Annotated in this window: 20 protein-coding genes; 14 read left to right on the forward strand and 6 right to left on the reverse strand. The window is 38.2% G+C overall.

Annotated features, from left to right (window positions below; translation table 11 throughout):
• The 9 genes from ACTXGL_RS10815 to ACTXGL_RS10855 all read left to right on the forward strand — a co-directional run.
• On the forward strand, positions 1-276 hold a 276-nt coding region (locus ACTXGL_RS10815), incomplete at its 5' end, for a copper resistance protein B (RefSeq protein WP_443526824.1).
• Positions 277-303: 27 nt separating this feature from the next.
• A complete protein-coding gene (locus ACTXGL_RS10820; protein ID WP_443526825.1) occupies positions 304-789 on the forward strand; it encodes a DUF305 domain-containing protein in 486 nt (161 codons plus the stop codon).
• A gap of 476 nt (positions 790-1,265) precedes the next feature.
• Positions 1,266-1,499: a DUF5676 family membrane protein gene (locus tag ACTXGL_RS10825; RefSeq protein ID WP_443526904.1), complete on the forward strand. Its 234-nt coding sequence runs from the start codon at positions 1,266-1,268 to the stop codon at positions 1,497-1,499.
• 140 nt (positions 1,500-1,639) lie between these two features.
• The gene (locus ACTXGL_RS10830) at positions 1,640-4,309 is read left to right on the forward strand and encodes a copper-transporting P-type ATPase (protein WP_290176788.1); all 2,670 of its coding nucleotides are present in this window, start codon (positions 1,640-1,642) and stop codon (positions 4,307-4,309) included.
• Positions 4,310-4,386: 77 nt separating this feature from the next.
• Complete coding sequence (tatA, locus tag ACTXGL_RS10835) at positions 4,387-4,659, forward strand: Sec-independent protein translocase subunit TatA (RefSeq protein WP_240216650.1); 273 nt, start codon at positions 4,387-4,389, stop codon at positions 4,657-4,659.
• A gap of 58 nt (positions 4,660-4,717) precedes the next feature.
• Entirely contained in the window at positions 4,718-5,089 is a 372-nt protein-coding gene (tatB, locus tag ACTXGL_RS10840) for a Sec-independent protein translocase protein TatB (RefSeq protein ID WP_240216649.1), read from the forward strand.
• Positions 5,090-5,202: 113 nt separating this feature from the next.
• Positions 5,203-5,919: a twin-arginine translocase subunit TatC gene (gene tatC / locus ACTXGL_RS10845; protein WP_443526905.1), complete on the forward strand. Its 717-nt coding sequence runs from the start codon at positions 5,203-5,205 to the stop codon at positions 5,917-5,919.
• Between the two features lie 147 nt (positions 5,920-6,066).
• Positions 6,067-7,359 carry an ATP-grasp domain-containing protein gene (locus ACTXGL_RS10850; RefSeq protein ID WP_240216647.1) on the forward strand — a complete coding sequence of 431 codons (1,293 nt, stop codon included), beginning with the start codon at positions 6,067-6,069 and terminating at the stop codon, positions 7,357-7,359.
• A gap of 342 nt (positions 7,360-7,701) precedes the next feature.
• Positions 7,702-8,124, forward strand: coding sequence for an ion channel (locus tag ACTXGL_RS10855; protein ID WP_371532716.1), 423 nt, complete (start codon positions 7,702-7,704; stop codon positions 8,122-8,124).
• Between the two features lie 120 nt (positions 8,125-8,244).
• On the opposite strand, the gene ACTXGL_RS10860 is transcribed toward ACTXGL_RS10855, so the two are convergent.
• Positions 8,245-8,742 (reverse strand): hypothetical protein, encoded by a 498-nt coding sequence (locus ACTXGL_RS10860; RefSeq protein ID WP_443526826.1) that lies wholly within the window; start codon positions 8,740-8,742, stop codon positions 8,245-8,247.
• Between the two features lie 264 nt (positions 8,743-9,006).
• On the opposite strand from ACTXGL_RS10860, the gene ACTXGL_RS10865 reads away from it, so the two are divergent.
• A complete protein-coding gene (locus tag ACTXGL_RS10865) occupies positions 9,007-9,396 on the forward strand; it encodes a DUF6122 family protein (RefSeq protein ID WP_290176786.1) in 390 nt (129 codons plus the stop codon).
• Between the two features lie 209 nt (positions 9,397-9,605).
• Here ACTXGL_RS10865 and ACTXGL_RS10870 read toward each other — a convergent pair whose 3' ends face one another.
• The 5 genes from ACTXGL_RS10870 to ACTXGL_RS10890 form a co-directional block, all read right to left on the reverse strand.
• Entirely contained in the window at positions 9,606-10,199 is a 594-nt protein-coding gene (locus ACTXGL_RS10870; protein WP_290176785.1) for a hypothetical protein, read from the reverse strand.
• A complete protein-coding gene (locus ACTXGL_RS10875) occupies positions 10,196-13,261 on the reverse strand; it encodes a tyrosine-type recombinase/integrase (protein WP_443526827.1) in 3,066 nt (1,021 codons plus the stop codon). Before ACTXGL_RS10875 ends, ACTXGL_RS10870 begins: the two co-directional genes overlap by 4 nt.
• A complete protein-coding gene (locus ACTXGL_RS10880; RefSeq protein ID WP_443526828.1) occupies positions 13,261-15,798 on the reverse strand; it encodes a hypothetical protein in 2,538 nt (845 codons plus the stop codon). Before ACTXGL_RS10880 ends, ACTXGL_RS10875 begins: the two co-directional genes overlap by 1 nt.
• Before the next feature lie 118 nt (positions 15,799-15,916).
• Positions 15,917-17,092 carry an Arm DNA-binding domain-containing protein gene (locus ACTXGL_RS10885; protein ID WP_371532758.1) on the reverse strand — a complete coding sequence of 392 codons (1,176 nt, stop codon included), beginning with the start codon at positions 17,090-17,092 and terminating at the stop codon, positions 15,917-15,919.
• Between the two features lie 2 nt (positions 17,093-17,094).
• Positions 17,095-17,310: a hypothetical protein gene (locus ACTXGL_RS10890; protein ID WP_443526829.1), complete on the reverse strand. Its 216-nt coding sequence runs from the start codon at positions 17,308-17,310 to the stop codon at positions 17,095-17,097.
• Between the two features lie 136 nt (positions 17,311-17,446).
• On the opposite strand from ACTXGL_RS10890, the gene ACTXGL_RS10895 reads away from it, so the two are divergent.
• The 4 genes from ACTXGL_RS10895 to ACTXGL_RS10910 all read left to right on the forward strand — a co-directional run bounded on the left by ACTXGL_RS10895 (position 17,447) and on the right by ACTXGL_RS10910 (position 23,330).
• Entirely contained in the window at positions 17,447-17,656 is a 210-nt protein-coding gene (locus ACTXGL_RS10895) for a helix-turn-helix domain-containing protein (RefSeq protein ID WP_057762347.1), read from the forward strand.
• Between the two features lie 225 nt (positions 17,657-17,881).
• Complete coding sequence (locus tag ACTXGL_RS10900) at positions 17,882-18,160, forward strand: hypothetical protein (RefSeq protein WP_371532712.1); 279 nt, start codon at positions 17,882-17,884, stop codon at positions 18,158-18,160.
• Positions 18,161-18,191: 31 nt separating this feature from the next.
• Positions 18,192-18,512 carry a hypothetical protein gene (locus ACTXGL_RS10905; RefSeq protein ID WP_427568370.1) on the forward strand — a complete coding sequence of 107 codons (321 nt, stop codon included), beginning with the start codon at positions 18,192-18,194 and terminating at the stop codon, positions 18,510-18,512.
• Positions 18,513-18,650: 138 nt separating this feature from the next.
• Positions 18,651-23,330 (forward strand): NACHT domain-containing protein, encoded by a 4,680-nt coding sequence (locus ACTXGL_RS10910; RefSeq protein WP_443526830.1) that lies wholly within the window; start codon positions 18,651-18,653, stop codon positions 23,328-23,330.
• The last annotated feature ends 217 nt before the right edge of the window (positions 23,331-23,547 follow it).

Raw genomic sequence — 23,547 nt, forward strand, 5'->3', positions numbered from 1 at the left:
GAGTATGAATGGCGTTTGGATCAGCATTGGGTAGTCATACCAGAAGTAGAACTAAGTGCATTTAGTAAAGATGACCATGATAATGGCATTACCAAGGGCTTTAATGAGATGGAAGCTGAGGTTAGGCTGACTTATGAGACGTTTAGTCGCCAGCTAGCACCTTATGTGGGTGTTAGTTATGAGACAGCGCTTGGCAAGGCTCGTGGTCAACGACGTCAAGAAAATGAATCGGTTGATAGCAGTAGTTTGACTGCGGGAGTTAAGTTCTGGTTCTAATATTATTAAAATAATAGGGGATATACTATGAATACTTCAGATCAAAACACCATGAATCATCAACAGGGCATGAACCCGTATGTAAAGTTCACCCTGATGATTGTGACGTCTACGATTGTGATGTACATCATGATGTATTTCAATACTTATCAATGGGATCATATTTACTTTAGTGAGACCCGAGCTTATATGGCGCTTTACATGGGTGCCGGTATGGCAGTGGTCATGTTGGCATTTATGACCACTATGTATAAGAAGACCAAGGTCAATTTGATGATCTATGGTCTGAGCGTGTTGATGTTTGCTGTTGGTATTTGGGGTGTTAGATCACAAGCAACTGTCGATCAAGTCGATTGGATGCAAGCGATGATACCCCATCACTCGATTGCCATTCTCACTAGTAGTCGCGCTGATATTGAAGATCCGCGTGTACAAAAGCTTGCTGACGATATTATTAAAGCGCAAAAGCGTGAAATCGCTGAGATGAAGCAATTGATTGATGAGCTTGAATAACGATCTATACTGATAGGAATATTTTAAACAAATAAAATAATGGTCTATCAAATGATAGACTTAAGCATATAGGTCTTTTTATTCAAAGCTACTTTCACTACAGAATCAAAACATTGCTCATGAAAAAGCAATAAAAGGCTGAGTATGCATGGTTCACTTTCCCTACTGGCCTTCTGGCTGCTGCAATTGTTGTCTCTTTTAGTGCTTACTCCTATATCAAAATCTCTAACGCTTACCCGTCAGCTGGCGGTGCTGCGACGTACTTGCATCAAGTATATGGAGACTGTTTGACGACCGGTTTTAATGCTCTACTGATGTAATTTTCTATAATTATTGCGCAAAGCTTTCTGGCTCGGATGCTCGGGTCATATACCATACCGTTGTTTGGTAGTGACGAAAGCGGTGTATAGCATCCACCAAGGAGAGTCAAGATAAACGAATTGAATTCAAAAGCGAATACTTTAAGAATTGGTCCTGTGGGCAATAGCGTTTCTCTGTTTCTGCTCATTAGCTATCTCTTGTGCATAGGCTTTGGCCTACTCGCACCTGAGCAGATAAGCATGCATGAGGCTTGGGCACCGCTGCTACCTGGTTTTGAATGGCTGACATGGTCAGGTTTCCTAATTGGATTTGTCGAATCCTATCTTTATGGTTGGTATTTTGCGATTGTGTTTGTACCGCTATATCGCTGGTTTGCTAAAGCAGGATGAGTCTAGCGTAGCCATTGAATCTTCGGCTCAGATAGGTCAGCTATGCTGAGAAAGACGAACAGTGCACCAATCTTGAATGGGATCAAAAGCTAGCGACTTAGCCCTAAACTATCATTGCAATCAATAACGGGAACATAGTCATGAAACACGATACGACAAAAAATACTTCGGACAGCGAAGCCCCTGATTGCTGTGACAGTACAGCGAATACAGGCATAGAATCTAATAAAGATACCACTTACGATAAGGTGCCAACTTGCTACAGTGGAACCATTTATACCTGTCCGATGCATCCGGAAGTCAGAGACATTACAGATAGAGGCTGTCCCATATGCAAAATGTCTCTTAAACCTGAAGACACTGTTGCCGAGATGGTAGCAATGAAAGATGACCATGCAAGCTGCCATAGCATGTCAAATACCGATGCCCATCCTACTAAAGAGAGTAATTACGACAAAGTACCTGAAAATTATAGCGGAACCGTTTATACCTGTCCTATGCATCCAGAAGTGAGAGATGTGGAAAAAAGCGATTGCCCAATATGCGGTATGTTTCTCAAACCTGAGAACGAGGTTACTGATGAAGACAGTCATGCACACTGTCATGGAAAGGATACTTCTAACAGCACTGATGTAAAATCTATCAAAGGCGGTAAATACGACAAAGTTCCTGCTGATTATGATGGCACGGTCTACACCTGTCCTATGCACCCTGAAGTCAGAGATGTTGAGAATAGTGGCTGTCCAATATGCGGCATGGCACTTGAGCCTGAAACGCTTACTATCGGTGAAGAAGATACCTCAGAGCTCGATGATATGACTCGTCGATTCTGGGTTTGTACAGTACTGACTGTACCGCTATTAATATATGTGATGAGCGGTATGTTTGACGTAAACGTAGTTAATTTCAGTCAGTATGGTATCTCATCACAGATCTTACAATGGGCTGAGTTAGTGCTTGCGACCCCTGTCGTGCTTTGGGGCGCCGCCCCGTTTTTTGTCCGTGGTTGGCAGTCTATAAAAAGCCGCAATCTCAATATGTTTACTTTGATTGCGATAGGCGTAGGCGCTGCTTATATTTTTAGTATTGTCGCGACCTTTTTTCCCAATATTTTCCCAGACAGTTTCAGAGACGCTAATGGTCAAGTCGGTGTGTATTACGAAGCGGCAGCTGTCATTGTAACCTTAGTACTTTTGGGTCAAGTATTAGAGCTCAAAGCCAGAAGTCAAACTTCAGGCGCGATTCGAGCATTGCTTGAGCTCGCACCGCCGACTGCAAGACGTGTCGATGAAAATGGCAACGAAGTCGAAGTCTCGCTTGATGAGGTCGTCACTGGCGATAAGCTACGGGTTAAACCGGGTGAGAAACTACCCGTAGATGGTACAGTGATCGATGGCAATAGTAATGTTGATGAATCAATGGTAACGGGTGAGCCAATCCCTGTGTCAAAAGCACAAGGAGATACGGTTACTGGCGGTACGGTAAATGGCACTGGAACGCTATTGGTCGAAGCGGTCAATGTTGGAGCAGATTCGGTATTATCCAAAATTGTACAAATGGTTGCCGAAGCTCAGCGTAGCCGCGCACCTATACAGAAATTGGTAGATAAGGTAGCTGGGTGGTTCGTACCGATCGTGCTTATCTGCTCCGTCATTACCTTTATTGTCTGGGCGATATTCGGCCCTGAGCCCGCTATGGCCTTTGCACTGGTCAACGCTATTGCAGTGTTAATCATCGCTTGCCCTTGTGCTTTAGGACTCGCCACACCTATGTCGATTATGGTCGGTACTGGCAAGGGTGCTCAGAATGGCGTGCTTATCAAAAATGCTGAAGCGTTAGAGAGTATGGAAAAAGTCGATACTATTGTCGTCGACAAGACCGGAACACTGACCGCTGGTAAGCCCGAGCTTACTGCAATTGACGCGCAGGTAGGTCAAGATGAAGACGAGTTCCTCGCATTGGTAGCCGCAGTAGAAAGTGCAAGCGAGCATCCTTTAGCAGAAGCTATCGTTAGAGCGGCTCAAGAAAGATCACTCATTATTCCTAAAGCTACTGACTTTAATTCGACTACTGGCGAAGGCGTACAAGCCGTGGTCGATGGTAAGAAAGTCGCTATTGGTAACTCTAAGCTTATGGAAAGCCTAAATAGTTTTGATAATGAGCTGTCCATTAAAGCTGATGTCCGTAGAAAAGACGGTGAAACGGTAATGTTTGTGGCTATAGATGGTAAAGCTGCTGGTATTATTTCAGTTGCTGACCCTATTAAACCAAGCACCAAAGAGGCTATTTCACTGCTTCATGACGCGGGACTAAAAGTCGTCATGCTAACGGGTGATAACGAAAAAACCGCGCAGGCAGTCGCCAATAAATTAGGTATCGATGAAGTCCATGCCGACGTCTCACCAGAGGACAAAAACCGTATCGTCAAAGAGATGCAAGATAGCGGTAAATTGGTAGCAATGGCAGGTGACGGTATCAACGATGCGCCCGCACTAGCGCAGGCTAATGTTGGTATCGCTATGGGAACGGGTACCGATGTGGCGATGGAGAGTGCGGGTATCACCCTGCTAAAAGGTGATTTAATGGGCATTGCTAAAGCTTATAAGCTTAGCCACGCCACCATGCGCAATATCAGACAGAACCTGTTTTTTGCCTTTATTTACAATGCACTTGGTGTCCCAATTGCCGCAGGTGTGCTCTATCCCGTATTTGGGCTTCTACTTAGTCCAATGATAGCAGCGGCAGCTATGAGCTTGTCGTCATTCTCGGTGATTGTTAACGCGCTTAGACTACGTAGGTTGGACTTGTGATATGAATGTTAGGAAAAATTGTCAAAACGTAATGCCCAATACGGGTTTTATTAGAATTTAAAAATAAGGATACTGTTATGGGTAGTTTTTCTATTACACATTGGCTGATTTTGTTAGTAGTCGTAGTGGTTGTATTTGGTACCGCTAAGCTCAAAAACGCGGGTAAAGATTTAGGCGGTGCGGTAAAGGGCTTTAAAGAAGCGGTAAAAGATGAAGAGACCGAGCATACTCGCAAAAACCGCGCACTTAGTCATGAAGGCAATCTGCCAGTACCAGATACTGACTCAAATACACAGGCTGATGATATAGAAATCAACCCTGCTACCACTGATAATAAGCAGAAAGTATGAAATGCGCCGCTATAGATGGCGATACTCAATAGCCTATTAATTAATATATTTGTCTGTTATGTTTGATATCGGGTTTTCCGAGTTACTCTTGTTTGGCGTCATAGCCTTAATCGTATTGGGCCCAGAAAAACTGCCGCAGGCCGCACGTACGGCTGGGCAATGGTATGCCAAACTGCGCCGTACAGTATCCATTTTACAGTCTGAAATAGAAGCTGAGCTTGATCTGGCTGAAACGCGCCAACAAATGCAAAATGAGCTTGCAAAAATCCGTCAGACTGAGTCAGATATGAAGCGTGAACTAGCAGAGATGCGCGGTAGTATGCAAAAGTTTGAAGACTCGCAGAATCAAAGCTTAGACGCTTCACATCAACCAACCGATCCTCATCAGCCAAATATTTCTTCTTCACCTATAGAAAAGGTGAATGAATGAGCTTATTTAAACGCCAAAAAAATCGACAAAAAAAGTTAGCGGATACAAATATTAAAGCCCCAGACACTGCCCATAGTGATGAGGCTGATAATGTGCTGAATGCGCTCAGTGATATGCCTATTACTGAACACTTGATTGAACTACGCAAGCATCTCATCAAAATATGCGTAGCCGTTTTGATTGTTTTCTTAGCATTGGTAGGGTTTTCGCGTGAACTCTACAACCTTTTATCAGACCCTCTAGTTGCACAGTTGCCTGCGAACTCGACTATGATTGCCACTGACATTACCTCAAACTTTATGGCACCTATTCGCTTGACAATTTTCGTTGCTGCATTTGTAGTGATGCCTTATATTCTGTATCAAATTTGGTCATTTATAGCTTCTGGCTTATATAAAAAAGAGAAGAAAATTGCCATTCCTGTGCTGTTTTCTTCGATATTTCTATTTTATACGGGTGTTGCCTTTGCCTACTTTGTGGTACTCAAAGGCGTATTAAAGTTCTTTATCCTATTCGCTCCGCAGAATGTCATACCTATGACCGATATTGATAGTTATCTGAGCTTTGCACTCAAGTTGTTTATGGTGTTTGGACTGACTTTTGAGATTCCAGTGGTTACTTTACTATTGATAATGTTCGGTATCGTATCCACTCAGAGTCTAGAGAGTAAGCGCCGATATATCATTGTTGGTTGTTTTGCTGTGGCAGCTGTAGTTACACCACCCGATGGTGTCTCAATGCTATTGCTAGCGATTCCGATGTGGCTACTGTTCGAGTTAGGTTTGTTTTTAGCAAAAGTGCTAATCAAAGAAGAGCATAAAACTGTTTAACCTCGCAAAGTAGCTATGGCGCACAATGACTATTTTATAAAACAACTATAAAAACAACCTTATCTTAAACATTTCAAATACCTTTTTTACTTTGGCTGTCTTCTAAACCTTATCAGCATACCCACTAAACTTAGTAATGAGATTTAAATGGAACACCTAAGCAATAACCAAGATAAAGTGAATGACAATCTTGCAGATCAACTTAATAAAGAGTGCTATTGCCGTACTTTAGATCGTAAAGTACTTAATACTAGCCTTCAAAATCAATTGTCAGACACTAGAGACAACCCAATAGGAGCTAATGAGCTTAATAAAATTTTTTCAGCAACACCGGTGTTTGTCCCCAAAACAGAGATAGAGACAATGGTGCGAATTGTCGCAGCTATTGAGTCGGCTGCTAGACTTCCATCTTACCAACAGCAAGTATTGTCATGGGCACCCAAAATTGCTGCTTTCGATCCAGGGCCAATAGGAGCCTTTATGGGTTATGACTTTCACTTAGGTAGCGATAGCCCTCAACTTATTGAGATCAATACTAACGCTGGAGGCGCATTTTTAAACGTAGCACTTGCCCGCGCACAAAAACAATGCTGCCACCCTTCCGAGCAAAGTGCTGATACTACTAAAATGCTTGATGGCTTTGAAGAAGCCGTCACTAACATGTTCATACAAGAGTGGCAGCGACAATCGGCTACTGCCATGCCTAATCGCATAGCTATTATCGATAATGATCCCAAAAGTCAGTTCATGTATTTAGAGTTTCAGCTGGCTTGCCGACTACTTCAAGCTAAGGGCATTGATACCGTTATACTTGATCCGTCTGAAATTAACTATGTTGATGGCAAGCTGACAGCGCATGGTAAGCCCATTGATATGATCTATAATCGGTTGGTCGACTTTGCATTTGAAAACCCTAACCACGCCGTGCTTAAAAGTGCCTATCTAGAGGGTGCGGTAGTAGTAACGCCTAATCCTCATGTCCATGCTATATTTGCGAATAAGCGCAACTTAGCCTTACTATCCGATCCGCAAACTTTGCAGTCGTGGGGACTAGATAATGATGATGCAAAATGTCTAGAAAGGGCAGTGCCAACTACCAAAATGGTTATAAAAGAGGATGCAGCAGAGTTATGGCGTACTCGGGGACAATTGTTTTTTAAGCCAGTTGCTGGATATGGAAGCAAAGGCGTCTATCGCGGTAGCAAGCTCACTCGACGCGTTTTTGAGAACATTCTGGATGAGGATTATATTGCACAGACCTTTATACCTGCTACAGAGCGATCAATAAAAATCGATGATGTTGTGACGACCAAAAAAGTAGATATACGTCTTTATACCTATGCAGGACAGCTGTTACTAACTGCTGGGCGTATCTATCAAGGTCAAGCGACTAATTTTCGCACACCAGGGGGTGGATTTGCGCCTGTTTTCCAAGTGTGATCATTTGGGTTTGGCTTTTAAGCAGTGTTTACTATTTGGATTATTCTAAGTACTAATGCAATAATCAAAATATCATGCTGAACTGGAAAAATGATGATTCAACTCTTTATTCATTACTTTCTGCATCAAAATAATTGGCTTAGGATTACTATATCCGATACTGAATAAAAGGGATACGTTATCTTATGAGGCGAAACGGGCATAAGTTTTTCTGGCTTATTGTGCTTACACCGATAGGAAGAAACAACTACAGTTGATAGATAGAGCGTGGTAATCTGTGCCGTTCCTTCGACTATAACATGACTTTCTTGAAGAGGGTAAAAAGTGGTTCTGGCAATCATAATGGCAGCGATTCTGATCGCTGTCTGCACGACAATACATTACGGCGCGTTAAAGTTCTCGTCACAGTTTGTGACGCCGTCTCGCCGTCTAGGACACTGTCTTGGGGTCGCAGTCGGCTCAATCGTACTTGCCCATACGTTCGAGGCGTTGCTCTACGCTGCTGGCTTCTGGTTTGCTGTGCACGACCTTGAGGTCGGTAACCTCGTATCGTCCTCATCTAGCGATGGTAGCTCTCTTAATTTTATGGACTACTTTTACTTTTCGCTAGTCAACTTCACAACGCTTGGGCGAGGCGATCTCATGCCCAACGGACATCTACGATTCATGACTGCTATGGAGGCTTTCCACGGTTTCCTATTGATTACAGTATCCGGAACCTTTGTTCTTCAGATCATGAGTGGTAAAAAACCCCTTTCAAATTAGCTAAACGCCCTCTCAACGATATATCGAGCAGAGTTTCATACCTCAGGTCAGGTCAGGTCAGGACATGGATGTTGACTGTTCCGGAAGCGCTTTGAGAGAATGTGGTTGTCTTTACTCGATCTACTCGCGTTCGGTACGCTTCGAAACCAGCCACCTAAGGAACATCCATTTGACAGCGTAGATTAATATTATCGGAATGACCATCCACTGAAAGAGCGGCAACGCACCTATGCTTAGTAACGGAACATCAGGCATCAGACCACTATAATTCCACCTTTGGCCAGCTCCAGTTGCCCAGTATTCAAAGAGTATTGTCACAATCAGGCCAACGCCAAGGTATATCGATAAAGTCGACAGAAGCCACTGCTTTGAAATCCAGAACCAGTCTTTTACAAACAACGCCCCAAGCACGTAGGCGCCAAAGGCAATATTGGCATCACCGAAGGTCGCACGTGTACAAAGCCAGACCACCTCCCAGTGGCTCGCTTCTGCCATGCCTGAGAAGAACGGTACCTGTGCCATCTCCCAAAAAAAATGGAGAAAGAAACTTACGCTCCACACCATCAGGGCAAGCACAGCTAACGCTGCTGCTCGGCACGATTGGTTTACAAGAGTCATAATTCCTCCAAAAATAGCCATAGCAATAAATACAGTTGCATGTTTACTCGTTCCTCATTACCAGACCGAGTTACCGTTTACTGGCGTCTCTCAACGGTAGATTAGCATGTTACCTGCTGCGCGTGTTTATCACGGTCAGATGACCAACTTCCGTATGCCAGGTGGTGGATTCGCGCCTGTCTTTCAGGTGTGAAGGTATACCTCAGATCGTGTATGATACTCTTAGAACACTTTCTAAAACACCCTCTTAAATCGGAAAAAGCGATGACTCAAACCGTTATCCATTATTTTCTACACTTTGGTATGCCGTTTATCATCGCCTATATGTTTTTTCGTAGTGACTATAAGCGAGTTTATTTGATCCTATTAGCAACCATGCTAGTTGATTTAGATCATCTGCTAGCGACACCTATCTTTTCGCCCAATCGTTGTAGTATTAATTTCCATCCGCTACATACTTATTATGCGATGGCAGTATATGCGGGCATGTTGTTTTTACCAAAGCCCTATAAGGTAATTGGTTTAGGGTTATTACTACATATGTTGACTGATTTAAATGACTGCATAATGACCTATATTAATTGTCCGCAGTGTTTGAGTCAGGCTCCTGCCCGTGAGTTGGTAGCGTGGTTAGGCAGAGCTATTAAGTTTTAATACGGTTGTGAATACATCCCTTTGTATCTCTCTCATAAATCATCTCTTTAATGACTCCTAGAAGTAGATATATCGCTATCCAATCCTGAATAAGTCCTCGCATTAGATCGCTTGTGTTCCAATTCGAGGATTAAGGTTGTCTAGCTTGTTACTCTAAGCTTAGTGAGATAGCTCTGTTTCTAATCAGGCATAGCGGAAAGAACTAACCGCTACTTCTTTAGTTTAGTATGACTATTCAATGTGCCACGTGTTGTATCAAGCAGATCGGCGACGTTATTTAATAAAATGTAATCTTTTGGGGTTTTTGATTCCCTATTGAATATTTCACTCCATATCTGACTTTTATACTCTTGCGTTATTGTTTTAAGACTTGGATACATAAGCCCAGGTTTAGCTAACGAGAGTATTGATATTGCTCGGATAAAGTCCATGTATATAAAGTCAATCACATCCTGATCAAATTCTTTCTTAACTTGTTTCTTATGCTCAGGCTTAGAGTCTTTTTTAGAGGTTTTATAACTTAAGAAAATAGTGTTGTTGTTATTAAGATCTTTTAGGTTAAATACAGGTAAAAAACAACCACCAATGAGTAAATACTCATTCACATCATTATTCACTAACGATACATTATGAATAGGTACACTGTTATAACAATCAAACTTAGTATGCATAGATTTAATATAGGCTTCTTGACCACCAATTAAGTAGGCTTTCACTATTAGCTTATTTAGTTGGCTAGCCAACGGATGAAGACTAATTTTAGTGCTATTGTTAATGCTGATAGACTTTGCTGACAGATTCATGGCTTGTGATCTCCTAAATTAATTCTTTGCCCTATCATAATGAAAGCGTAATGACAGAAAATTTGTAAAGTTCTAACGGTCCATTGCTTGATTGGGAGATTTGATTTCTCTCTATTATTAAGCCTAGTCTGCTCAGTTTGGCTAGATAGTGATAATTCAGCACGGATCTTCTTTTTGTATACGTTGCCGTTCAATTTATCTGCTACATTACAATTTTTTATTTGAGATGAGGCAAGTAATTTCATTACAGGTTGCCATTCCTTTTTATCGTCATCTTTAGCTTGTGCATAATGGTATATTTTTAAATTAATATTCTTCTTTAAGACTAGTTGTCTCAGTATTTGTATATAACTATATAGATCCAGAGCTTCATTAAAACTAATATGATTTTTGTAGTATTGAGAGTTCGTAAGCGTAAGCCCTACAAACTGAAGCATAGGTTCTCGATTGTCTTTTATCTTATATAAGTCACGAAATTTATTGGTCATCTGCATGAGCATGTGGTTGTCTTCAGCATACCTATCGAGAACTGGTAATAAACTCCTGTTATCATCAGAGGCAAACAATCTGGAATTACCGTGTGTGGTTTTAAACGCAGAATCGTTTCTGAGCCGTCTAGCATTCTCAAGCCACATTTCAAAAGTATTTTGATCAAGTTTATAAACATCCATTTTTTCCTTGAAATCTTCCTCTCTATTATGTACCTCTAGAATCTGACGAACTTCATCGAATGAGTATCTTTTTGGCTTTGTAGATTTTTTATCTGCTCTCTTTAGTCGTTTACTATGTTTTGGTTTAGGCAGTGGTTTAAGTTTGAGCTTGTTAAGCAGATAGTCATTAACTGCAACAGGTGAAGCGGCTAACTGCTTTTTCAAACGTCTAGGAATGCTTATTAATTCATGGTGTTTAGACGTTAGGTGGTAATCCATATGCCAAAGTAACAATCCAATCTGAATGTCAGTCAAATGAACATAAGATTCAAAAGTGGTACTAGGACTGGCATGACCAGCAACCCCTGCTAAGGCATAGATTTTTTTGTATTGTAGTGATGTCTCAATATAAGCTAATATTTCACAAGACTTTTCTTCGTCATAAGGTAATAGGTCTTTTAAAGCCTGAGTACATTTGTGTCCCTTAAAATTATTAGCTTGGTCATACATAAATGACATTAATTGAAAATTAGTCAAAAAGCTGTGTCTTAGATGATGAGTCGTAAGATGAGGAAGTCCTGTAACAGTTTTAATTAACTGAGATAAAATTTTAGATAAATCACTGGCACGATAAGCCATACCCGCTTGGTTAGCGATTAAGGTGTCACCTTTACCCTCACCACGAATAAGCTCGACTTTTCTAAAAAACAACATATCTGAATCTGTCAAAAGTTGTTCTAACAACGTCCGTCTTAATGCAGAACCCGTTTTATTATTACCATATTTGTTGTCACGCACCTCTAGATAAGCTGAAGTTATAGCCACATCTTTTAATCTAATCTTAACTATCTCACCTATTCTAAGTCCACAGCGTTGACCTAAAATCAGAGCGAGCTTTACCGCTTCTAGCTCATCTTTAGTCATTTCAAGATTGTCAGCACTGCTAAGAATAGCCTGAAACATAGTTTCTGAAAGATAACCTGTCCTATGATGTGCTCTCTTGGTAGACGAAAGAGGTGCAATAGGTTCAATATTATGTTGATTAACTAAATATTCATGAATCTCATCAATACGAGTAGCAATAGTATTCTTAGCGTCTTTTGACTTCCCAAGTTCAATAAGTTCGCTATAAAATTGAATATAATCCTCTTCAGTGTGCTCCTCAAGAGCAACACCCTGCGTCAGAGATAACCAACGATTCGTAATAGTGCCGCTGTAAGTCTGAACACTACTTACTTTTTTGCAAGTTACTGTTTTCGTCAGTAACCAACCTACAATTGCGATCTCACTTAAAGGAGCATCGCTCGTGGATAAACGTTCATATAGCTGTTTGAGGCCAGCTGAGAATGTAGTCATTGAGATTTTTTCATCTTTATTCTTTTTGAATAGCTTAGCAATCTCGACAGTGATAGTAGGGTTAGCTTTTCTAGGCTCTACAACGACATCGTTATGATACTCAATGCTAGTAGTTACATTGGCAAGGGTCTCATGAGATATGTTAAAGATTAGAGACTGCCAATTGGCTGTTGACAGACCATAGGTAGAGTCCCAACCAATTAATAGATACCAAGTATGTTCTGGCAGATCTAAAAATAGATAATCTTCTAAAACATAGACTGCACCTATTAAAAACTTCTTTAAAGTCATAGATAGTTGGTTTTGACTAAGAGATTTAGTCATCTGCAATGTTTGGTATAGCTTATGAATATCAGTACTAAGCGATACCTTTTTAGTCTTGCCCTTTTTGTTATAGAGCTTAATTAAATAGCTCGTTAATGGCGATAAAAAGACTTTTACTTCATGTACAGCTGTTGAATCGTTGTAAGTGTTAGTATGGTAGCTATCGTCATCAATAATGAGTGTTGTCACAGGCAGTTCAAATATGCTTTCTATAGTTAATGATTTGTCACTGATGCGAGATATAAGCGTTTGTAATATTAGCTTTTTTAATACAGCACTATGGAAAATTAACGATAGCATTAAATCTGTGATAGTAAGCTCATAAGCTTTGCTAGCTATACCATCTATCCAATACAAATAAAAATCTAATATTTGTTGGTTTTCAGAAAAGGTTACTTCATTTCTAAAAGACTTTGGACGGTATGAGGTAACAATAAGCTTTGGAAAACCAATATCAATGTCCTTATTTTCAATATAATCTTGACAGCACTTTACTGCTTCGTTATATCCTTCTACATAACCAAGATAGCCCTGAAAATGTTTGTTTTCTAATAATCTTTTATCAAGCTGCTCCCACATAGCATTAAATATTGTTTGAGGATCATTTGATGCAATAATTTTGTCAAAATCTATAGACTCTCTAACTATTCGTTTAGACAAGTTTTTACGCTTTAAGGTTTCTTTGCTTCTATTCTCTGCACGCTCCTTGATACCTGATTTACGCTGAGCCATTAATTATTCTCCAAATAGATAATTTTAAAGCCGTTATACTCAAGTATTTTATTAAGCTCATAAGCAAACCTGCGCAACTCACTTCCTTTAAGACCACTATGCTTATCGTAGTAATCGAAACCAAGTTCATCAGCATGCCCCATCCAAGCTCCAATAACATCATGACCAAAACTATCAGATAATGATGAACTGCTTTTAGCAGAAAAGATTCCAACTTCTGGGCTTTTATATGAGCGTATAAAATGACGATGCCAGTTTGACGGTAACTCTAAAATCCTAGATAGTCTTTCTTGAATAAATGTTTGAGTGAGACTGACTTCAGTAATAGTATTAGTTTTTTCATCCAGCTTTAGATAACTGATAAGTCCAATATTGCTAGCAAGAATATTTGAATAAATATCGCATAGACTATTATCTAGATTATTTAAAATAAAGACATTTGTCTTTAAATACTTGATGTACTGCTCAATCTGATGATTTGCTATATCAGGTAGATAAATATATCTACCTCGAGTATGTTGGCGGTTTTCCTTGTCGCTGATGAAATATTTCTTGGTTCTAACATCTATATCTATAAGCCTACCAAAAGGTTCACGCACTGGACGATAACCACTTGAAACCGATAGCAAAATATATAAGTAATCAGTAAAGGTATTATGTAGGTCAACTATAGATCTAGAGTTTAGGGTATTCCTATCTAGCAATGAAGAATTGATCCGAGTGATTAAATCGCTAACTATAGATGTTAAGCGGCCTTCTTGTACGGCTAAAACACTACCTATCTGTTTGTCCCAGTAATTTATTTCTCTATCATCAGGTAATTTAAAAAATAGATATTCCTGATTTTTTTTTGATTCATCGTTGACCTTATCAAATGTTATTTCATACAAATGCTCATTAAAGTCGTCCTGGCAAAGGAATAAATCTAGTTGGCTAACATTGAAATAAGGAAGTGCCGAAGAATGGTGTATTGGTTTACTAATTAGGACATTGATTAAAGCGTGATCTCGTCCACTGTGTATAAGGAAGTGCTCTAAATAATTCTTAATTTTATTAATAGTTAATCTAGTTTTGCTTTTCTTATTTAGAGCTTTTAAATTTTCATTAGCCTTGTTTCTAATTTCTTCTAGATCCTTTATGCTTATGTCATGTAATAGATAATAGTGTATATCACCAATAACGGTAGGGTAGATAAGATGAAGGATGGAACTATTTTCTGCATATAGTTTAGAGTCCCAGCTTTCTTGAGCTTTACTACGAGTAGGTGTGAATTCCAGTGGATACCGATAGCACAGGTAACTCTTCTTTAAATCTTCGGATATTAATAATTGAGGTCTACCTGTCAATAGAACTATTAGTAAATACAAAGAAGCTTGATGGTCCAGATCATATTCAATATTTGAAGGTTTTTTTTCGCTGTTCTCATTATCATTTATCCTTCTGAGATCTAAACTCATCAGATTTCTCAGCAAGTATTTGACTAAAACCTGTATTTCATCAGCATGTGCAACATTTACATCAGTTACCTGACTTAAAGTCCGTTGATGTCTACAGTTAACTTGTTGTTCAGCTCTAATTTTATCTAAATAGTAGTTTGTAGGCTGCTCGAAACTGACTTGTTCAAATGATTGCTCTTCATCGTCTTGTCGTTCTCGATCTTCAAATCCGTTTTCTTCGCTAGTATTTTCTGATATGTAGGTAAGATCGCTAACGGTATTACCAGTGATGTCATCCTTATCTTGTAAGATAGTTATAATCTTATGAGTCTCAGTCGTTACTCGGGTAATACCTGAGTCATTTTTAAAGTAGTTTTCGAGTGGTAGGATATACTCATACAGATATTTGGCTATACGTTCGTTAATCTCAAACTGAGCATCGCTAGAGAATAATGAAGCTCCTGCGCTTAATAGCTTATTCTTATATCTTCGCACCTCTAATTCGAATGTTTTTGGAGATCTATTTAGCCATCTAGTGTAGTTATCATCTTCTTGCGTTTGAATAAGACGCTCTTTAATATCTTGCAGATTTTTCGACTGAGTGACGTCTGGTAAAAACGGAACTAAAAATTCACGAGTTTTGTTCGTTAAAAATCTGCATTCATCGAGCGTAGTTTCAATTCGACTATCATAGTCAGTTAACTCAACCATCCTTAAACATAGAAAAAAGTAGACAGCACGGATAGTATTTATTTTAGACGAGTCTGCTCGATGGATTAAAAAGGTAATTAGATAGAGCTCTTTTAAATGCAGATGAGGCTTTCTAATATTTTCTAAAAATACTTTATGAGCAATTCCATTTTCGTATATCTGTAATTCATGCGTCTTCGTCAAATTACTATCCACATCTAATGTTTTTATCCATTCAGACAATGTTCGATACTCATCTTTCAATTCTGATCTAAATTGCTCAGGTAAGGTATCTTTTAAAAATTTTAGCTCGATAAGTAATATTTCAAGATCATGGCCATTAGCGAAATCAAGGAGATTTAGCTTCAACCAATCCTTAATATTTGTAGAGTTACTATCTTTACTAGCCATTATTCTGCTACCGTTACAAGGCATTCAAATAACTGTAGCTTCATTAATGTAAAGCATCCAGCATTAAAATCGAAAAAAGACATCTATTTGGATGTCTTTTTGTTAAACATAGGTATTTTCATGGATTTTGTATTATACCTCGCTCTATCAGTAGCTTATCTAAAGCACTCCCATCCTGACGAGTTAGATTGGGCACATAACGTGAATACACTGTGAATAACATTGTAGTGCTGCTATGACCCATTTGCGCAGCAATCCACTCAGGAGACTCGCCTGCAGCAAGCCAAAGAGTGGCAGCCGTATGTCTACTTTGATAGGGATTACGTATATCAAGCTCTAGATATCGCAATAACGGATACCAAACTCTCTTTGTCACATTGCGATGACTCAAAGGAGTACCTGCTTTTGTACTAAAAACAAACTCACTTCGATGTTTAGTCAAGCTCTGCTGCTCAATCAATGCATCGTAAACCAGTTGATTCATGTGGATAATACGATTAGAGCTGGAAGTTTTAGTGTCACCTATAACACCTCCAACAATTGCTTGATCAATAACGATTTGTCTACGTTCAAAGTCAATATTTTTCCACGGTAAACCGTCAATTTCACCTGTCCGCATGCCTGTAAAAAACCGTACTGTGAAATATGGCTTATAGTCTACTCTGACGTTGTCAATGATGAGCATGACTTCCTCTAAGGTAAAAGGACTAACATTACTTTTAGGTACACTTAGTGGCTTTATATTCTTCCAAGGGTTCTCAAAATCAAAACGCTCAGATGCTTCGGTAATCACCATACGTAATGGCGTCATAATGTGGTTGATTCGAGATGCTGATAAAAGTCGTCCACTATTTCCTTCCTTGACTAGATTACCCCGAAAAGCCATTATTTTAGCTTTGTTAATGGTATTTAGTGGCACATTGCCAAAATAGGGAAATAGATAAATCTTAAGTATGTTTTCTACATTAGTTATCTGAGAGCATCGCCATTCCGGTTTTTTTTCCTCTAACCAAACTCTGCTAAAGCAATCAAATCCTGAGCTTGAGTCCTTATGGCTATTCGTTGATCTCATGAGCTCTAAGCTTTGAAACTGCTCAAGCTTTTTACTCTGCGGAAAATAGTTTTCATATCGAAAACTACCTAGTTGAATCTCTGCTTGCATTTTACTAACGAAATTTTCTAGACGCTTTCGATTAGGCTTAGTGTCTGCCAGTAAGGTTTGCTCTCTACAACGTTGGCCTATGTATCGGAAATCTACATATAGGTTGCCATTACGGCTATTGATACTCGCCATGATTACGCTCCCGCTGCAAATGGAATGTTATCGTCGTAGCCTGTCAGCATTAACTCTTCAATCTTTTGCCATATGAAAAGAATTTTTCTATCTCCAAATGGTTTGATGTAATGAACGCCCTCAATGAATACCGCATCCTTAAGTTGATTGCGTATTGTCTTGCTGTCATATTTAATACGTTGTGACAGCTCTTCGGTTGTTAAATAGGTATAACTCATAGTAAAATCCTTACTAAAGATTAAAGTGTTATTATCTAATAGCTTTATGACCTGCTATAGAACATAATTTACACTAAAAATCATCTTTTGCAAGACATTTTTATCTACAGTAGGTTATTTTATTATGGAGGAGGTTATGGTGAAATGTAATTTATCTAGAATTATGGGCGAAAAAAGACTTAAGATTGCCGATGTGTCTAGAGATACAGATGTCAACAGAGGCACAATCACACGTATGTATAACGAAGAAGCGACCAGAGTGGATCTAGAGGTAGTAGAAAAGCTATGCTTATATTTGGATATTGAAGTGGGCGACCTTTATGAGCTAGTTAAGGAAGAAGAATAAACTTTCCTCCTTTTAAAATTCAAGATAGTGCTGCGCTTATCAGTTATTACACCAAATAATACGCAGCAATATAGTTTCTCAAATGAGTTAAATGTTCTATTAAGTAATAAAAAGTTCTATAGAAGGTTATTTTGAGTTGCATCAGCTCAAAATATATGTATAATTCAATCTGTAGGGAGTCATTACGACTAACAGAAAGAAATATTAATCTACAGGAGATTATACATGAACACCTTTATTAAATCGCCGCATGCTTCAATCTGGTTAAGCGCCGAAGCGATATCGCTATCTACCAAGCTTATGGTAAATCTGCAAATACAACAGGGCTCGCAGTTAGCAAGAATGCTAGGGGTTAACCCCCTTTTCTACAATGATGAAGCGGTTAGGATATGGGTCCAACGTGAGCTCAATGAGGGGTTAGTGCTAAATCATTATGCATTAACGAATCTTGAAACCAAATTTTTGGCCATTATGAATCATTACGAGATTCCTTATTCGTTGTGATTACTATCAACTATTTGGTTTGGAGATAACCATGAGCTTAAAACTTATTTTTAGCGCCAATGCAGATCAGTCCGACATACAACTATGTGAAGACTATTGGGCATACGGGCATGATGGATGGTATGTAGAGCATATAGAAATGCTCTGTAGACAGTATAGTGTTGATTATCATGTTTTGTTTGGTGTATTAGCAGAGTGTCAGGCTTACTTAGATGATGTGCACTGTGAGTACTGTGGACGGCCGTATCAACTTGATGTACCAGCGGATATACCTTATATCAGAAAACGATCATCTTGGTTCTGCGAATCATGTATTAGCTTTGCTGGTGGTCAGCTTACAATGGGCAGGTAACAATTTGAAATGTACTTGATAACCAGATTGCTAATGCTCTCTGGTTTTTTTGATTAAGGATTTCTATATTTATCTTCTCTAAACATTCTTTCATGCTACTATTTTCAGTATACTGATATTAGTGAAGGTAGTTCAGCTATGGCATTAGAAGGTGGTGGGTTTGCAGATAAATTCGGTAATAGCTACGAAGAATTTTGGGTTGCTGAGCAATTATTAAGACTAGTTGAGGAAGAGATAACCTCCGTAACTGTAGAGCCATTAGGTGAAGATGAAACAGGCGTAGATTTGATTGTTGAAAAATCAAACGGATCTAGAGAGTTTCATCAATGTAAATCTAGTCACAATAATTCGGATGTATGGACCTTATCATCACTAGAGATTTCGGGTGTATTGATAAAAGCCTTTAATCAAATACAGAGAACAGATTGTACCTTTAAAGTCGTATCTCCATTATCATTCACTCAGCTATCCCAACTAAGTTTGAGCGCTAAAAATACAACATCTAATCCTCAAGATTTTATTGAACTTCAGGTTGACCAGAGCGGTAAACGTCGAAAGTTATTTGAAGATTTGTGTCATAAGTTAGGTTTAAACATTAATGTAGAGATTGATATTGCAAAAGCTATTCAGTTTTTGAAAAATTTTGAGGTTATTGCTTTTCCTGCTAACTCTGAATCTCAACGTAATATTATTGGAAAAATCGATAAGAATTTTAGTAGTAACTCTAATAACATAGTTGACTACTTAAAAAATTATCCCACTGATAACAATTTACGCTCATCAATTACATCGTTTCAGCTCCTCGAAAGTATGAAAGGCCAAGGTTTTAACCAAAGAATTTATGAAAACGACACAAGATTATTCCCTATTATAGAGCGTGTTAATCAGGCTTTTCGAGATTCAATTACACCCTTTTTAATTGAAGGTAGTTTAATTGAGCGTTCTGAAATGGCAAATTGTATTGACTCAATAGATAACTATCCAATTACCTTGATTAAAGCAGAAGCGGGTATGGGTAAAAGTGCTTTTCTATTGCAGTTGTGCGATGAGATGCAAAAGAAGGGTCATATATGTCTACCAATACGATTAGATCGAAACCGTCCTAAAAAAAATGCAGATGCTTTTGGAGATGATTTAGGTTTTAGCCATTCACCTGTATTTAGCTTAAATAAGTTTGCAGGCGCTAAAAAAGCTATTATTATTTTGGATCAATTAGACGCCATACGTTGGACAGCTAGTCACTCAAGCAGTGCTTTACAAGTCTGTCAACAAATTGCGTATCAAGTGATTCAACTAAGGAAAGATAACTATGATATTAGTCTAGTTTTAGCTTGTAGAGACTTTGATTTAAACGAAGATATTCAATTACAAAGTTGGATTTCAAGTCTAAATAATAAAGTAGCGCATATAACAATAAAAGAGCTATCTGTTGTAGAAGTTAAAAAATTACTTTCACCATACGAAAATTATGACTCGTTATCACCTGTCAAGCAGACTATTTTGAAAATTCCAATATGGTTAAGTTTTTACATACAGCTTATAAAGAATGATCAGGGCAGCCTCAATTTTAACAGCAAAAGCGACCTTATAAGTTTGTATTGGGTTGATAGATTGAAGCAACTAAACAATGCTATAAATGATTTAAGTTCGGCTAACACCATTATTGATGACTTTATAGAAAAAGCAAGCCGAGAGATGCAGTTTTCTATATCAATTAACGCTTTATGCAGTCACAATCCCAATGTTCTTGAGGCAATAATATCTGTCGGTATTTTTAATAAGACAGGTAATCAGGTTAGCTTTCAGCATCAAGCACTATTCGATTACCACTTGGGAAAACGCCTTTTTGATATTGCTCGACAGTCAAGCGACGACTTTCTTAAAGAAATTGGCTCTAAGTCTGAACAAACACTAATACGAAGAGAGCATATCAAATATGCCTTAAAACTATTATCACAATCCAGACAATCAGTGTTTTGCGAAAATATTTCAGCATTGTTTGATAGCTCCGAAATTCGTTTCCATATCAAGTACTTAGCTATAAATATGGTTGGCGAGATCAAAGTTATTAAAACGCCTATGCGTAATTTGATTACAAGTCTTATAAATAATGAAGAGTTAAGTCAGCCTTTTATTGACCATGCTTGTTTTGGACATTCACAACTAGTTACGGTGCTTTCAGAAAAAAATATAATTTCCAGATGGCTGAATGGATCTGACTCGGAAATTGGTTTGGCTATTCGATTGTTAAGCTCTATAGCTGACAAAGCACCTGATATTGTTTTAAAAGAAATTGAGCCATTTATCGGTATATCTGAGGAGTGGAATAATAGATGCTATTCTGCTTTGAGCTGGAACATTCAAAATGATTCAGAAAAGATGTTTGAAGTACGCAAAAAGCTTTTACAACTAGGTTGTGCAGTCAATTACATTGATTGGAATGAGTTAGCAAAAAGCTATCCGAGAAAGGCGATTGATTTAATACAGTTAATTTTAGAAGGTTATAAAGAAGAATTAACAGACTCGAGTCTGGATATAAAGGAGTCTGAAGAGTCGGTTAAGCATCTACACCGAAAGGTATGGAGAGAAGGTCAAATCGAAGACTTAGAAAGTATCTCAGAAGCTCTGCCTTACGATGTTCTTAAAGAGTTAATGCTTCAGGTCTTCGAAATAATTAATAGCTCAATTAATGAAAGCTCTTATACAAGAATATGGCTCTACAGCGCAAGACATTCATTTAATGAACATAGAGATTCTTTAGTAAGAGGTGTATTAGGTATTTTTTTCGAAGCAGGTAAACAGTATACAGATAAACCAGATGAGCTATTCAATTTACTGACGTTATATTTAACGAATAAGCATCCAGTTGTAGAGCACATTATTGCAAATCTGTTGCTCAATCTACCCATTGGGTATTCTGATCAAATTATTAAATGGCTCCTAGATAATCCGACTACTAGGTTAGCTTGTGGGAATGATTATGAAGAGCCGAGATGGGTACTGGCTGGAAAATTGATTGATAAATTTTCACCATATTGTGAGGACGAGATTTTTAATTGCCTTGAAATTGTAATATCAGGTATCGGGCTTAGTAAAGATCTTGAGAGTATAGAGTATGCGTTGGAGATGAGAAGAAAATTTGGAAACTTTTGGACAAGTTATTGGGGAGAAGCTCAATATTTCTTACTTAATAAACTTGATGATAATCGTATCAGCAAAAAATCCATAGACTTATATAATGTTTTACAAAGAAGATTTAAAGGTTGTAGCGATACTTATTTTTATTCATATGATTCTTCATATGGTGGTGCAGTTGTTTCACCTATACCACAAGCGAATAAATTATCTGATAGAGCATGGACAAAGCTTATACTCACAAACGAAGAACGTTTCAGTACTTGGAAGATGAAACCTTTAGATAGGGGGAATATTACAGAATCCAGTATACGCGCATTTTCTAATAGTCTAAGTACAGCTGTAAAAAATGAGCCTGAGAGGTTCGCAAAACTATCATTAACACTGCCAAAAAATATCAATGAGAAGTTTATTGAGAATATTTACTATGGACTGGCAGATAACAATTCATCTAATTTAGCGGAAGATTTTAAAGAAAGCTGGCAACCTTGCCTATTAGACCTTCGTTACAAAGTTATTAGACATTTTGAAGGTTTTGATGAGAGTCAAGCACTGACAAGATTATTAACAGATACTCCAAAGATTATAGACCATCCTGATATGCTAGATAAGCTTATTGATATTGCTCTTCACTCATCCAATCCGAACAATAACAAGCTCAATGTATATGACCCTCAAGAGGGAGAAGGTGCTGAGCACACTACTGCTGAGAGTCTAATGCAAAATTCTATAAACTGTTATAGAGGGATTGCATACGGTGGTATTGCCAAAATATTTTGGGATAATGAAGAGTATGCACGGGATAATCTGAGTTTGATTGACTCTGCTATAAATGATCCTCATCCAGCTGTAAAAATAGTAGCAGTCAGATTATTGACTCCTTTCTTAAATTACGACATAAATTATGCATTGCAAAGGTTTCTAGATTTATGTAAATCTGACTTAAGAATGAGCTGTGCTTATGAATCTTATAATTTTTTTAATTCAGCTTTCATAGATAAATTTAAAGATCAGTATATAGATTTAGTTAGACTTATGCTTACTTCTGAGTACGAAGAGGTTCGTAGGCAGGCTGGCACACAAATTTTCGCCCGTTACTTCTTTAACGATTTATTTGCAAAAGAAATATTCTCTGTTTTAATGGCTGATGAGTCAGTTAAGCTAGGTGTTGCTCAAGTTTTAGTTCAACTTCTGACCACGGATGATTATGCAGAACAAGAACATAAACTAGTTGAAGTATATAGGTCCTTACTTAACGATGATTCACAGAAAGTAAGAGGAAATTTGCTATCTTGTATTCGAGAAAAGAATTTTTGGAATAAAGGTATTACTGAAGAACTAGTTGATATATATATGAACTCTCAAGTAGTGAACAAAAAGCTATACCATTTATTTTACGCTTTAGAAAACCATGTTTTATGTTTAAGTGATTTTAAAAGTATGTTATTACAGTTATTTATTGAAATAGCTACAGCCAGTCTATCTGATGAAACTAAACAAATTGTTTACAGTGAAATGGATAAATTAACCAAAATATTGCAGAGAATATATGATGAAGCGGTCGATGATGAGGATGATGTTACTCTGAGTCTATGCTTAGATGTTTGGGATAATTTATTAAAGTCAGATAGCTATGAGGTGAAGCGAGCAACTAGGTATATTGAAAATGGGTTGCTAAGTTAGCGATTAACTACCTCGACAATGGAGTCGATAACCATCACCGACCTTCAACAACCTTGGTCACAAAATGGTCACCGTTTGGTCACCGAGCAGGTGGTCACCAATTTTTAAAGGGTAGAGTGCATGCCCACAAACTTATCGCGATTATGTTATTAAAGAGTAGACTGCTTCTTAAGGGTTGATGAAGACACAATAGCTAGGCTTTATAGATAAAGGTTTT

The sequence above is a fragment of the Psychrobacter sp. T6-6 genome (assembly GCF_052258185.1).
In the GTDB taxonomy this organism is placed as follows: domain Bacteria; phylum Pseudomonadota; class Gammaproteobacteria; order Pseudomonadales; family Moraxellaceae; genus Psychrobacter.